The 14,861-nt window shown below is 54.1% G+C and carries 8 protein-coding genes and 1 pseudogene; 4 read left to right on the plus strand and 5 right to left on the minus strand.

The genetic code is table 11. The features are described from left to right. Positions 1-520: 520 nt before the first annotated feature. From HPS55_RS08945 to HPS55_RS08960, 4 genes and pseudogenes are all read left to right on the plus strand, one after another. A complete protein-coding gene (locus tag HPS55_RS08945) occupies positions 521-1,156 on the plus strand; it encodes a SprT-like domain-containing protein (protein ID WP_172177830.1) in 636 nt (211 codons plus the stop codon). 31 nt (positions 1,157-1,187) lie between these two features. Next, positions 1,188-4,310, plus strand: a complete 3,123-nt coding sequence (locus HPS55_RS08950) for a glycosyl hydrolase (protein WP_172177832.1) — start codon at positions 1,188-1,190, stop codon at positions 4,308-4,310. 163 nt (positions 4,311-4,473) lie between these two features. Beyond that, positions 4,474-4,944: a T9SS type A sorting domain-containing protein gene (locus tag HPS55_RS08955; RefSeq protein ID WP_172177834.1), complete on the plus strand. Its 471-nt coding sequence runs from the start codon at positions 4,474-4,476 to the stop codon at positions 4,942-4,944. Positions 4,945-5,062: 118 nt separating this feature from the next. Then, positions 5,063-6,676: pseudogene (locus HPS55_RS08960) on the plus strand (arabinan endo-1,5-alpha-L-arabinosidase); the annotation flags it as partial. 782 nt (positions 6,677-7,458) lie between these two features. Here HPS55_RS08960 and HPS55_RS08965 read toward each other — a convergent pair. The 5 genes from HPS55_RS08965 to HPS55_RS08990 all read right to left on the minus strand — a co-directional run bounded on the left by HPS55_RS08965 (position 7,459) and on the right by HPS55_RS08990 (position 14,840). Continuing rightward, positions 7,459-8,439, minus strand: coding sequence for a family 43 glycosylhydrolase (locus HPS55_RS08965; protein ID WP_172177838.1), 981 nt, complete (start codon positions 8,437-8,439; stop codon positions 7,459-7,461). Positions 8,440-8,530: 91 nt separating this feature from the next. Continuing rightward, positions 8,531-9,106, minus strand: coding sequence for a chromate transporter (locus HPS55_RS08970; RefSeq protein WP_172177840.1), 576 nt, complete (start codon positions 9,104-9,106; stop codon positions 8,531-8,533). Then, positions 9,103-9,651, minus strand: coding sequence for a chromate transporter (locus HPS55_RS08975; protein WP_172177842.1), 549 nt, complete (start codon positions 9,649-9,651; stop codon positions 9,103-9,105). The genes HPS55_RS08970 and HPS55_RS08975 overlap by 4 nt, the downstream gene beginning before the upstream one ends. An 87-nt stretch (positions 9,652-9,738) precedes the next feature. Continuing rightward, entirely contained in the window at positions 9,739-13,881 is a 4,143-nt protein-coding gene (locus HPS55_RS14090) for a phosphoribosylformylglycinamidine synthase (protein WP_216653141.1), read from the minus strand. A gap of 86 nt (positions 13,882-13,967) precedes the next feature. Beyond that, complete coding sequence (locus tag HPS55_RS08990; protein WP_172177844.1) at positions 13,968-14,840, minus strand: hypothetical protein; 873 nt, start codon at positions 14,838-14,840, stop codon at positions 13,968-13,970. Positions 14,841-14,861 lie beyond the last annotated feature (21 nt).

Genomic DNA, 14,861 nt, shown 5'->3' on the forward strand with positions numbered 1-14,861 from the left:
TTTTAAGCAAAATTTTCGCAAAATCATACAAAACAACACCAGCAAGATAGGAGACACATTATTATATAGCATGAAAGGGAAAGGAACAATGGGAGAAATGAGATACTATGGAGAGATGACACCATCGAAAAATGAGCAGTATACCAATGTACAGACATAGAGGCTGCCTTATCAGAAGACGACGGGACCGCAGACATAACATGATAAGGACATCACCGGAAAATGATGTCAATAAGATTACCCGGTAAAGTTATTGACTTCAAGGTGTAATCCTAATAACTTTAAAAACTAAAGTCAATAACACCGTTTTACCACAAGAACGCCGCGGAAAGACCACGGGACAGAAACCGGAAAACGACAAAACAAAAAAGACTTCAATATTCGGTCATATTCATGCGCGTTTTCTCGCCATGGCAGAGTTTGAGCAAGCTCACTCTGCTCATCTGGCTTAACGAAAACGGTCACTTTTTAATGATTTAGCTTGATTTTTAAACGGATTTTAATTAAGTTTGCAAAACATATGGACATCACAACAGATATATTGGCAATATACTTTGACAAGTTCAACAAAGCATACTTCGATGGGAAACTCCCAGTGCCGCGCTTTGCCGTGACCAACTCGCGCACCATTCTCGGACAATTCATTTGTACCCGCGAGCGACGCAAAATTCTGCGGCCGTCCGTCTGTACCGGTTTCACAATAAAGGTGAGTCGCTATTACGACATCACCGAGCGCGACTATCACAACATACTGCTGCACGAGATGATACACTACCACATAGCCTACCACGGGATGCGCGACACGTCACCGCACGGCGTACTGTTCAAGAGGATGATGAACACACTCAACAGCCACGGATGGCACATAACGGTAAGCACCAACACGCGACAATGGGCAGTGGCAGAAGCGAACCGCAAAGCACAGTACAACGTGCTGACACTCACCGCTACCGACGGCCGGCAGTTCGTATCGGTGGTCAATCCGTCGTACATAGCGCATGTGGACAGCATAGCCGCACAGTCACCGATGATAAAGAGCCGACAATGGTACGTATCGGCAAACGATTACTTCGCATCGTTCCCCCTCACCCGCTCACTGCGCGGCCGACGGGTCAGCAGGAGCGAGATGGAGCGGATAATGGCGATGCTTGAGTGAAAGTATATATATGCTGTAAATATAAAACTATATGAAAAAACTGATTTTACTGTCAAGCATCGCTTTCGCGGCAAGCGCCGGAGCACAGAACGTGGACAAGATGTACGACGAGTTCAGCCGCGTGCCAGACTCTACACGTACCAAGGTATGGTGGTTTCACGGCGAGAACACGACAACCGAAGAAGGCATACGGGCCGACCTCGAAGCCTACAGCCGGGCCGGTGTGGGCGGCGTGGTATACTACGACCAGCAGCACGGCCCCGGCACCCCCGATGCCGCACCGTCGATGAGCCCCACGTGGTGGTACATGCTGAAACTCTCGGCCAAGGAGGCGGCACGCCTCGGCCTGTCGTTCGAGATGAACATCTCCAACGGCTACGTATGCGGAGGCCCGTGGATAACGCCCGAACTGGGCATGCAGGCACTCTACAGCAGCGAGACACTGGTACATGGAGGCACGCACTATACCGGCGGGCTGCCGCAGGCCTCCAGGAGGGGAAGCCACCGCGTGGCCGTGCTGGCCATACCGGTGAAGAGCGGCTGCCATGAGACGGTGAAGTGCCTGCCCGCGGGCTTTTCGACCCGCGAGGAGACCACGGTGCTTATTGCCGCTTTCGACAAGCCGTTCACAGCCCGCTCGCTGGCGTACATGTCGAACGGCTACAGCAAAGGTCCGCAGAGCATAATGAACGAGCCGTGCGACCCGCAGGACGACTTCTGCGGCAACAACTTCACGCTGCTGCCGCCACTGGGCGAGCTGGAGGTAAGCGACGACAGCGTGACATGGCGCAAGGCAGCCACGCTGAAGCCCTGCTACCGCAAGTCGTCGCTCAGTCGCAACCTCACCATCAGTTTTCCGGCAGCAACGGGGCGCTTCTTCCGCCTGAACCTGCACGGATGGTGGAAGGCCGACAACAACACCAAGGCCATGATAGGCGACAAACCGGCAACGGGCGAACTGAAGATAAGCAACGTGGAGCTGTCGGCACGCGCGGCCACATACCGGTGGGAGGAACGCGCGGCATACAGCACCGAATACATCCGCCGGACGGAAACACCCGACTACAAGGGCGACGAGGTGGTAAACAGAAAAGACATAATCGACCTGACCGCACGCATCGACGCACAAGACCGGCTCGACTGGCACGCGCCGAAAGGAACCGACTGGAAGATAATACACTTCTACTACGCACCCACCAACGGCAAGACAAAGCACGGGCGCAAGAATCTGCTCGGTCTGGAATGCGACAAACTCAACGCACACGCGGCTGAAACACACTGGAACAACTACGCACAAGTGATAATCGACTCGCTCCGAGCCGCCGGCAGCCCCCTGTCGGGCATCTGCATGGACAGTCACGAGGCCGGGGCACAAAACTGGACGCACGATTTCCCCGCACTGTTCAGCAAGACATGCGGATACGACATCACGCCCTTCCTGCCGGCCATGCAGGGCTACATAGTGAACTCGGTGGAAGAGACCGAGAATTTCCTGCACGACCTGCGCCGTACCATTGCCGGCGGCATCAACGACCGCTACTTCACCACCCTGCAGCGGATGGCCACCAAGGCCGGAGTGCACTTCACGGCACAGGCCATGGGAAACGGACAGAGCATCTGCTCCGACAACCTTGCGGCAAAGGGACGGGTGGAACGCCCGCAGGGTGAGTTCTGGACACGCATGCACAACGGTGCCTACGACATCAAGGAAGCGGCATCGGCAGCCAACATCTACAACAAGCACATAGCGTCGGCCGAAGCCTACACCGACTTCAACTACAACAACACGCCCGGAGAGGTGAAGGACGAGACCGACATGGCTGCTGCATTCAGGGTTAACGAACTTGTAGTGTGCGCATCCGAGTCGCAGCCATGGGTGCATTCCGCCGGCACGTCCGGGCCGGTAAGGATAAACACCGGCTACAACCGCGACTACGCCCTGAACAGGTGCAACCCGATGTGGCCGCTGTTGCGCGGATTCTGGGACTACCAGGCACGCAACAGCTATATGATGCGCCAAGGGCGACCGGTGGTCGACATCATAGTATACGCCGGCGACGAAGCCCCCATGAAACTGCTGGCACACAATCTGCCGGTAATCCCCGAGGGCTACGACTTCGACGTTTGCTCCGCCGACGGACTGCAACACATCGACGCCTCGCGCTACCGCATGCTTGCCATAGAGAAAACAGCCGTGGTGGGACCAGAGTCGGAAAAGCGCATCGCACAGCTCAAGACACAGGGACTGCCCGTGTTCGACAACCGCACCATGCCCGACAATGCTCTCGCACAAATGCTCGACAAGGCCGGCATACTCCCCGACCTCGGTATAAGAAGCAAGAAAAGCGCCACCGACAGGGTGTTCTTCTCGCACCGGAAGACCGACGAGACCGATATTTATTTCCTCGTAAACCACTCAAAAACACGCACCTTTGCCGACACCGTGACACTGCGCACCGACTATCCTGAAGCTGAATGGTGGGACGCCATCGACGGCAAACGGCGCCGACTTGCCACCATCCACACACCACACGGACTGAAAGCCGTGTTACGGATGCTCCCCGACGAGGCCGGATTCATCGTGGCACGCCGGAAGGCAGCGACAGGATTAAAGACATACAGCATAAATACCGAAGAGACAGCGTCGCCGATAGAAGGACCGTGGACCGTAACATTCGACACGCTGATGGGCGGGCCAAAGTATCCGGTAGTATTCAGCGAACTGACCGACTGGACCACACACGACAATCCCGACATAAAATATTTCTCGGGCCTTGCCATATACGAGAAAACCATCAAGTACGACTTGCCCGGCAAAAGACAGGGCAAGCATAAAAAAGCCGACACGAAAGAGAATAAAAGACTCATGTTGCGCCTTCCTGCCATAAAGGGCATAGCACGTGTATATATAAACGGACACGATGCCGGCATAGTGTGGTGCACACCGTGGGAAACTGACGTCACCGGTATGATGAAGAACGGCAAAAACGATATCCGCATCGAAGTGAGGAACTCACTGGTCAACCGGCTTGTAGGCGATGACATGCTGCCCGAGCACGAACGCCGCATACAGATGTACACCAAGCTCTACGACCGCAAGAGCAGGCTCGTGCCCTCGGGCATCGTCGGCGACATACTGCTCGTGGAGAAATGACACAGCCCTTATTATATTGTGCCGCATTTTTCCGTATCTCACTTTTTTATCGTACTTTTGTAACCGGAACTACTATCTCTGACGTCATTACAGGAAGACAGCGGTGATGACGTACCGACACAAATGACAACCGTTATGAATTACTGACAAAAAACAAGAGCATATGAAAAGACTGTTACTACCATTGATGATGGCCTGTCCTGCAGCTGCCATGGCGCAGAACGTACAGGAAGAATGGGCGCTGGTGGAACCACAGAGCGGCACACAGGTGCTTATGGACAAGGTGGGATTTCTGCTGGCTGCCGACGGTGAAGACTCGTTTTCCGTGGTATGCACCGACGGCACCGTGATATACGGAGCAAAAGAAATAAACTTTGCCCTCGTAGACCCCACAAGCATAGCCACCGCCAAACGCTGCTGCAACACCCCGATGTTGGAAGGCTGCATAGACGGCAGGCTGACACTGACCGGATGCAAGCCCGGGACTGAGGTCGAAGTATATGACACCGGAGGGCGGAAAGTGCGCAATATAAGGGTAATGGAGGGCAAAACTATCGTCGACGTGACCGGGCTACCCTCAGGGGTATACATGCTGCGGACAGGAGAAACTTCCGTCAAATTCTTAAAGAAATAAAATACGAGAGGAACATGACATGAAAACAAGACACATAATGATGGCGGCACTGCTCGCCACCGCCACCGCAGCACAAGCACAGTTTGTGGCCGAGATGAACGACGGCACACACGAGAATATCCCGGGCACCACCGACGCCGCATTCAAGAAAGGCACTGACGGCAGCTGGACATTCGGCGGAAAGAACATCAGCAACATCAGCCGTATAACAACGATGCCGCTGGACGAACGCCTCAACAACTACAAGGCACCGACATACAGCGACTATTATCGCAACATTTCAGGATGGGACAAGCGGCGCCAATGGAATCTGGCCAACGTGCACGACCCGTCTGTGATGCGTGCCGAAGACGGATATTATTATATGTACACCACCGACGCCAGTTTCGGCAATGCACATACGGGGCACGGGCACTTCATGTGCCGCCGCTCGCGCAATCTTGTAGACTGGACATTTCTTGGCACCACTATGCCAAAACTGCCGGCATGGGTCAAGCCAAAACTCAATGAGATACGCGCTGCCATGGGACTTGGCGAAAGTACGGCCGACTTCAACGATGACAATCAGTTCGGCTTTTGGGCACCATGTGTGCGCAAGGTCAGGAACGGGCTCTATCGCATGTACTACGCCATCACCTGTCCGGGCACCATCGCCGGTGACGGCACATGGAGCGAACGGGCCTTCATCGGTATGATGGAGACTGCCACCCCGTGGCGTGCAAGCAGCTGGACCGACAAAGGATATGTGCTGACAAACGCATCAGACAAGCAACTAAACTATCATGTCAAACCGGACGACTGGGCCAACTGCTACTTCAAATACAACGCTATAGACCCATCGTATATAATAACGCCCGAAGGCGGGCACTGGCTCGTCTACGGCTCGTGGCATTCGGGATTCGCCGCCTTAGAACTTGATGCCGAGACAGGCATGCCCAAGAAAGAACTCGGAATGCCATGGGGCGACATCAGCGCCTACGGAAAGCGCATATACACCCGACAGATGGGCAACCGCTGGCAGGCCACGGAAGCTCCCGAGGTGGTATACCGCAACGGATATTACTATCTGTTCATGGCCTGCGACGAACTGGCCGTGGCATACAATACGCGAGTGGTACGCTCCAAGAACATCGACGGTCCTTACTACGGCATAGACGGCACAAACGTCACTGCTAACGGTGGCGACGCCTGGCCGTTGCTGACACATCCCTATAAATTCTCGCAAGGCTACGGATGGGTGGGCATAAGCCACTGCGCGGTTTTTGACGACGGCAACGACAACTGGTACTATTCGTCACAGGGCCGTCTGCCTGCCAACGCCTACGACGATCCTTACAGCAACGCCATCATGATGGGACAGGTACGCCGCATACTATGGACGGAAGACGGATGGCCGGTGGTGATGCCGGAGTGTTACGGCGCCGTGCCACAGGCTCCGATAACGGAGGACGAACTCGTAGGTACTTGGGAAAACATCGTTCTGGAATATCAGTATCAGAAGCAGTGCACACCCACAATGCTGACATTCACTGCCGACCACAAGGTGCAGGGCTCACCTTTCAGCGGCAGGACTTGGAAATATGATGCCGGAAAGGGGCTGCTTACCATCGGCACACAGAAACTGCTTGTGTGCCGCGAAACGGACTGGGAGTCTTCGCCACGCAAGGCGACGATAGTATATGCCGGATATACCTCGACCGGAAAGAAGAACTATTGGGGCAAGAAAACAGAGACACAGCGCCACGTGACATACGGGGCCGAGGACAATACCGCGGCATTCTGGACGGTATTCACACCTTATCTCACCTCTTCATCGTCCAATTGTGAGTTCCACTACTCGTTCACCAACTATACCGACAAGGCCGCCAACTGGAACAACTGGCTGCTCGTACTGACCAACGGTAAGGAACGTGGTGAAAGCGGATATAAGGAATACTTCGTGTTGAGGGCCGACGCTTACGGATGGGGAGACTATGCCACCGAGGCACAGCGCACAGCCGGAATGACACACGACTACAACTGGGACACTTTTGGTGACGACATGGACGGTGCCGCTGTCGACATGACCGTAACTGTGGACGGCGACAAGGCAACAATGAAAACCGTTACGGCAACCGCCACCGGCAAGACCTACAACTATTCATACACCGTAAGCGGACTGCCCACCGGCGTAAAAGGCACGTTCCTCACGATGGAGAAGGCGCATCTGGTGCTTGACACCGAAAACTGCGGGGTAACGGAAGAGTAAAATAATTGAGAATTGAAAGTTGATAGTTGAAAATTATGATTTGCTAAAAAGATATCTTTATGCCGGATTCTATCCCGCGTTTTCTCGCCATGGCAGAGTTTGAGCAAGCTCACTCTGCCCATATGGCTAACGAAAACGTTCATTTTCATGCGCGTTTTCTCGCCATGGCAGAGTTTGAGCAAGCTCACTCTGCCCATATGGCTAACGAAAACGTTAGTATTCTTGCAGCAAATCATAATTTTCAACTATCAACTTTCAATTCTCAATTATTCTATTTCCGGCCATCCGTCTTCCGTCCACTTTATTTTCTTCTGCACAAGCACGGAAGCGCCCTTATCTGCTATACTATAACCATGGCATATAAAGATGTCTTCATCGTCGAAACGGTATGCCGCACTATGCCCGGCAGCCTCATATCGCTTTTTGTCACCTTCGATAACGAGCGTTCCGCCACCCTCGGCCATATCCTTGTCGTCGCGGTCGAGATACGGACCGGCAACAGTGCGGCTGCGCCCCACCACCACCTTATATGTGCTCTCCATGCCACGGCAGCAGTAGTCCCACGACACAAACAGATAAAACCATCCATCGTGACGGAAAACGAACGGAGCCTCAACCGGATTCTCACGCCCGTTTGTCACGCGGCGGGCGATAGTACGCTGATACGCCGGTCGTGCCATATGCATGGTTGAGTCAAGTCGTACGAGCTGTATGCCGTCCCAAAAAGAGCCGAACACAAGCCACGGCATACCGTCTTCACCGATGATGAAATTAGGGTCGATTGCATTCCAATTGTCGCGCTTACCTTTCGAACACACTATCGGACCCTCGTCGCGCCACTTTATCATATTCCTGCCATCAGCCGAAAGCGGCCGCAGACTGTCGGCAGAGACAAGCCCGATAGCCGAAGTGTTCTTTCCGAATGTCGAACAGCTGTAAGCCATCCACCAACGGTCCTGCCACCGTATTATGTCCGGAGCCCATACATGGTCGCGGAATCCCGGTACCGAATCGTGTGTCCATGCCGGAATCTCGTCCAACAACGGCACATCACGCCACACCCGCCATGTCTTTCTGTCCGCAGATTCTGCCATCTGCAGGCCACGGCCCGTACTCATCATATAATACATATTTCCCTCACGTGCCATAACGGGGTCGTGAACCATCGGACGGTCGGTAACGAATGACTGTGCCTGAACGACAAGCGGGAAAACAACAAATGAGACAATAGATACCAATCTGTTCATAAATGATAGTTAAAAAAATTATTGTTATATGCCACTCACATGACATCATTCCATGTCTATGCTCACGGCACATCGATACCTGACACTTTCGTCAGTACAGTAACAGCAGTCCGGCCAATGCGCAGTAGAGAATCATCCGTATGGGGTTTATCTTGAAATACATGGTCCCGACGAACGTTGCCGCAAAGAGCGCCGTGCTTATCCAGAACTGCCATGGATTTTGCGACGGTGTAGAGAAGTTGTCAGACGTCATGAGCAGTAGCGTAGCCGCTCCGAGCAGTCCCACCACCGCCGGACGTAACCCCATGAAAACAGACTGCACGACAGAGGTATTCATGTATTTCATAAACATCCTGCTTATCAGAATCATCAGAATGAGCGATGGCAGTACGAGGGCAAATGTAGCCGTAATGCTGCCGAGTATGGCCATGGCGTTGCCCATGCCGGCATTGTGCACGGCAGTATATCCGCAATAGGTGGCACTGTTGATGCCGATGGGTCCGGGGGTCATCTGGCTTATGGCCACGATGTCGGTAAACTCGCTCGTTGTCATCCAGTGCCAATGGTGCACCACTTCGCCCTGTATGAGCGACAACATACCGTAACCTCCACCGAAACCGAAAAGTCCGATGAAGAAGAATGTTATGAAAAGCTGTAGGAATATCATTGTTCTGTAGGTGCTATAAATTTGCCGTATAGCCAGCCAAAGACACCGGCTATGACGATTATTGCTATCGGAGACACGCCAAAAGCCCATATGGCCAGCGCTCCGAGTATGGGAATCCAACAGTTGGCCCAACCGATGCCGGCCTTGCGGGCCATGTTGAATGTAGGTACGGCAATCAGAGCCACCACCGCCGGACGTATTCCGCGAAAGACGGCCGCCACCACATGGTTGTCCTGAAACTGCCGGAAGAACATGGCTATCAGCAGGATGATGATGAACGAAGGCAAGGCCGTGCCCAACGACGTGCATATGGCACCACGCGTATTGCGCAGTTTGTAGCCTACAAACGTACTAAGATTGATGGCGAACACTCCCGGACAGCTCTGCGCGATGGCAATCACATCGAGCAGTTCCTCGCGCGTCATCCACTTATGGTTGTCCACGACCTCCTTTTCTATAAGCGGTATCATGGCATATCCGCCACCAAGGGTAAACAACCCTATCTTGAAAAATGTCTTGAAAGATGTAAGATAAATATCGGACATTTCCTATAAGTATTAAGGAGCCAAATGGTAAAAGGGAGTTATCGCTCCCTTTTACTCCTCTGACTCCTTTTTTTAAAAAAACTCAATTCACTTTCTCCCGGCGATCCATTCCCTCGCACTGACAAACGCCTCTATCCACGGTGTCACGTCGTCATTGCGGCGGTCGGCGGGATACCATGCGTTCTGCCACGGGAAGATGGCGCGCTCAAGGTGCGGCATCATTGCCAGATGTCGGCCGTCGGCCGAGCAGATACCGGCCACGTTGTAGTCGCTGCCGTTGGGATTGGCGGGATAGCCGGCGTAGTTGTACTTGGCTATCACGTTATATTTGTCCTCGGCTTCGGGCAACGAGAACTTACCCTCACCGTGGGCCACCCATATACCGAGTTTGCTCCCACCGAGCGAGCCGAACATAACGCTGTTGTTCTGGGGGATGTCAAGCGAGACGAAACCGCTCTCAAACTTATGCGAGTTGTTGTGCAGCATACGGGCCTTGCCACCCTCCTTGCTGCCCACCAGACCGAGCTCAACCATAAGCTGGCAACCGTTGCAGATGCCGAGCGACAGCGTATCCTTGCGTGCATAGAACTTGTCAAGAGCCTCCTTGGCCTTCGGATTGAAGAGGAAGGCACCGGCCCACCCTTTTGCCGAACCGAGCACGTCGCTGTTGGAGAATCCTCCGCAGAACACGATCATGTTCACATCCTCAAGCGTCTCGCAACCGGTGATAAGGTCGGTCATCATCACGTCCTTAACGTCGAAGCCTGCCAGATAGAGTGAGTAGGCCATCTCGCGCTCGCCGTTGGTACCCTTCTCACGTATGATGGCAGCCTTCACGCCCGTCATATCATGGCGGTCGGCCGATATCCCGTACTGTGCGAGACTGCCGGTGAAGGCTTTGTTGAACTTCATCTCAAGCGGCTGGTTCTTGTAGTTGGCATAACGCTCGCCGGCACATCCGTTGAAACTCTGCTTGCGATCGAGCAGGTACGACTTGCGATACCATACATCGCGCAGCGCGTCGATGTCGAACACGTGTTCGAAGTCACCACTCTTCACCTTAATCGTGCGCTCTCCCGGTACCGAATATCCAATCTTAGCAAATCCCACGCCACAATCTTCCATAAACTTGCGGAACTCAGTCTTGTGCTCGTCACTAACCTCTATGACCACTCCGGGGTTCTCGGCAAACAACGTTTTCACCACGTCGCCGTCGCTGCACAGGTCGTGAAGGTTGACGCTCAGTCCGCCTTCGGTATTGGCGAAGCACATTTCGAGCAATGTCGTGATTAGTCCGCCGGCACTGATGTCGTGTCCGGCCATTATCCATCCGCGCTTGACAAGTTCCTGAACGGCATTGAAAGCATCGCAGAAGTATTCCGGATTCTTCACCGTAGGCACATCGTCGCCCACCTTGCCGAGGCTTTGGGCAAAAGCGCTTCCGCCCAGACGCTGCTCGTCGAAGGAGAAGTCTATGTGATATATTGATGCGTTCTTGTCGTTGACGAGCACGGGCGACACTACCTTACGCACGTCGCTCACCTCACCGCCGGCACTGACGATAACCGTTCCCGGAGCTATTATCTTGTCACCGCCGGGATACTGCTGTGTCATCGACAACGAGTCCTTGCCCGTAGGCACGTTGACATGGATGGCACAACAGAAGTCGGACAAAGCCTTTACGGCACTGTACAGACGTGCGTCCTCACCCTGCTGCGAGCGGCAAGGCCACATCCAGTTGGCCGACAGACTCAGGCTGTCCATACCCTCGGCCAACGGAGCCCACACGATGTTGGTCAGCGCCTCGGCCACCGATAGCACACTGCCGGCCTCGGGCGATGCCAGTCCTGCCTGCGGAGCATGACCGAGCGACGTGGCGATACCTTTGCGTCCGCGATAGTCGAGTGCCACCACACCACAGTCGCTCAACGGCAACTGTATGCGTCCCTGACACTGCTGACGTGCAATCTTTCCCGTCACCGAACGGTCAACCTTGTTTGTCAGCCAGTCCTTGCAGGCCACGGCCTCAAGCTGGAGGACGTTGGTGAGATAGTTGTCCAGTGCAGAGTCAAGAGTATTGAGTGAAGAGGTTGCCGGTTCAGAGTTCCGAGTGTTGAGTGAAGAGGTATGATTACCTTTTGTTGCTTCACCCTGTGCCGAGTCCTGAGAGTTATCATACCTCTGCTCTCTGCACTCTGCACTCTGACCTACATAAGTTACATTCTCATAATGCCGCTCTACGGTAACATCGCGCATGATGGTCTTGGGCGAATGACCGAACATCTGCGCAACGTCGAGGTCGAACGGACGCACGCCGTCGCCCTGCTCGAACGAGAAGTGCGCATCGCCAGTGGTCTCGCCCACCACATACATCGGGGCACGCTCGCGCTCGGCGATGCGGCGCACCTGCTCGATGTGCTTCTCGTCGATGAGCAGTCCCATGCGCTCCTGGCTCTCGTTGGCTATTATCTCCTTGGCGCTCAATGTCTTGTCGCCGATGGGCAGTTGTGTCATGTCGATGCGTCCGCCACATTCCTCCACCAGTTCCGAGAGACAGTTCAGGTGGCCGGCCGAACCGTGGTCGTGGATGCTCACCACCGGATTCACGTCGCCCTCGCAGAGCGCACGCACCAAGTTGTAGGCACGCTTCTGCATCTCGGGATTGGCACGCTGCACGGCGTTCAGCTCGATGCCGTTGCTGTAGCGGCCGGTGTCTACCGACGATACCGAGCCTCCGCCCAGTCCGATGCGGTAGTTGTCGCCACCCACTACGACCACTTTGTTGCCCTTGGCGGGCTCTTTCTTCAGGCAGTCGCGCTTGGTGCCGTAGCCCACGCCGCCGGCCAGCATTATCACTTTGTCGTAGGCATACTTGGTATTCGGGTTCAAGTTCGGGTTAGAGTTCCGAGTGTCGAGTGAAGAGGCGTTAAGTTCTGAGTTCCGAGTGTCGAGTGAAGAGACGTTAAGTTCTGAGTTCCGAGTGTCGAGTGAAGAGGTATGATTACCTTTTGCAGCTTCACCCTGTGCCGAATCCTGAGAGTTATCATACCTCTGTTCTCTGCTCTCTGCTCTCTCTGTATTCTCTGCGCTCTCCTGATGCTCGAACGTGAGCACCGAACCGCAGATAAGCGGCTGCCCGAACTTGTTGCCGAAGTCGCTTGCGCCGTTCGAAGCCTTGATGAGAATCTGCTCCGGAGTCTGGTAAAGCCAGGGACGTGCAGGGAAACCAAAGAGTTCTGAGTTCTGAGTGTCGAGTGAAGAGGTATGATTACCTTTTGCAGCTTCACCCTGTGCCGAGTCCTGAGAGTAATCATACCTCTGTTCTCTGCTCTCTACTCTCTGCTCTATCCTCGGATATGCCGTCATGTAGACAGCCGTTCCGGCGATGGGCCATGAGCCCACACCGCCGCCCATGCGGTCGCGAATCTCACCGCCGGTGCCCGTTGCCGCACCGTTGAAAGGCTCCACCGTGGTGGGGAAATTGTGCGTCTCGGCCTTCAGCGAGATTACGCTCTCTATATCTTTCACGCGAAACCAGTCGCTTGTGGTCTGGTCGGCCGGCGCGAACTGCTCCACCACCGGTCCCTGGGCAAAGGCCACATTGTCCTTGTATGCCGAAAGAATCTTGTTCGGGTTCTCCTGTGTCGTCTTCTTGATCATTGCGAAGAGGCTCGACTCCATCTCCTGTCCGTCGATGACGAACGTTCCGCCGAATATCTTGTGGCGGCAGTGCTCGGAGTTGATCTGTGCGAAACCGAATATCTCCGAATCCGTAAGCGGGCGTCCCAGCTCCTTCTCTATCTTGTGCAGATACTCGATTTCCTCGGGCGACAGCGCCAGTCCTTCCTGCTCGTTGTATTCTTCCAGATTGTCGACATGCCTGATTGGCTGCGGCTCAAGGTTGACGGTGAACACCGTCTGGTCCAGTCCGTCATACATGCGCTGCAGCATAGGGTCGTGCCCGGCATCCTTCGATTCGACCGGGAAGAACTCTTCTATACGCAAAATGCCGCGGAGATTCATGTTCTGTGTAATCTCGACGGCATTCGTACTCCAAGGAGTTATCATCTCGCGACGCGGGCCTACGAAGAAGCCGTCCATGCTTTCACTCTCTACGAGCTCGGCATCGCCGTAAAGCCAGCAAAGTTCATTGATTTCATCCTGATTCAACCGGTGGTCTGTCTCGGTAGCAATCACGCTCTTTTGCGGAGTCCTAAAAAAAAGTATCATGCCTTTGTATATTAATATGTGTATTTGTATTCCGCCGGCAAAGTTACATTAATTTAGGGAGAGAGCAAAATCTTAGGCCTTATATTTTACCACAGCTTCAATCCCACCGTCATGCTCACGGGATAGCATCGTGGCGCTGACGACGTGTTGAGCAACGGTGTAAGAGCAGTGCGCAATCCGATAACAAGACCACCGTAGCCCACATGAGCCTCAAGATTGAGCCCCACATGGTTCATGTTGATATCTCCGGCAGGTGTTATTGTGCCGCTCTTGCCTCCCTTGAAACGCGAATGCTCGTCGCTGCGATATTCCAGCGACAGACCCAAGCCGGCATACACCTCATTGGCGTTGATGCGTTTCTGCCAGTCGAATATCACCGGCACACGCAAGTACCAGTAGCTCATATAGCTTTTCTCTGCCCCTTCGTCGTCGGCAAGCGGCAGCAGTTCCGTACGTCCGTCCACATTGAACATGGCATATCCCTTGTCGAAATTATGTCTTGCATATCCCCATGACAATGCCGTTGTCACTCCGAAAGTATGTGCGTGATTGAACGGTATGCCCATGCCGAACAGCGTGAGTCCCCACTCGTAAGACTTGCCCGCGTTGGTATGCAGCCGGCTGCCGCCGTTGAATCCGCCGACGCTTCCGGCCAAAGGGGCCATTCCGTAATAAAATTCGGGAATATGGTCGCGATAGCGGCGCGGACTTCTCTTCTGCGGCAGAAACGGCGATGTGATATACACCTGCTCTATCTCCCGTCCGTCCACATACGAGCTTTCGTGTGTCTTCTTCATTTCGGCGCCATGACTTTCATAGACAGCCACCTTTGTCTCACTGCTGTCAGTGCCCAACACGAATGTCTTTCCCTGATACACCACCGTAGTGTCTCCGGCCTCCACGGCTCCGGCTGCAACAGCCGTTGCGGCCGCACATAATGCAAGTAATAGTTTTCTCATGATTGTATTGTATTGTTTTAT

The sequence above is a fragment of the Xylanibacter rodentium genome, from assembly GCF_013166575.1.
Taxonomy (GTDB): domain Bacteria; phylum Bacteroidota; class Bacteroidia; order Bacteroidales; family Bacteroidaceae; genus Prevotella; species Prevotella rodentium.

Coding starts and splice junctions, on each gene's coding strand:
- HPS55_RS08955 (WP_172177834.1), top strand. CDS start 4,474: ATGAAAAGACTGTTACTACCATTGATGATGGCCTGTCCTGCAGCTGCC.
- HPS55_RS14090 (WP_216653141.1), bottom strand. CDS start 13,881: ATGATACTTTTTTTTAGGACTCCGCAAAAGAGCGTGATTGCTACCGAG.
- HPS55_RS08950 (WP_172177832.1), top strand. CDS start 1,188: ATGAAAAAACTGATTTTACTGTCAAGCATCGCTTTCGCGGCAAGCGCC.
- HPS55_RS08970 (WP_172177840.1), bottom strand. CDS start 9,106: ATGATATTCCTACAGCTTTTCATAACATTCTTCTTCATCGGACTTTTC.
- HPS55_RS08945 (WP_172177830.1), top strand. CDS start 521: ATGGACATCACAACAGATATATTGGCAATATACTTTGACAAGTTCAAC.
- HPS55_RS08965 (WP_172177838.1), bottom strand. CDS start 8,439: ATGAACAGATTGGTATCTATTGTCTCATTTGTTGTTTTCCCGCTTGTC.
- HPS55_RS08975 (WP_172177842.1), bottom strand. CDS start 9,651: ATGTCCGATATTTATCTTACATCTTTCAAGACATTTTTCAAGATAGGG.
- HPS55_RS08990 (WP_172177844.1), bottom strand. CDS start 14,840: ATGAGAAAACTATTACTTGCATTATGTGCGGCCGCAACGGCTGTTGCA.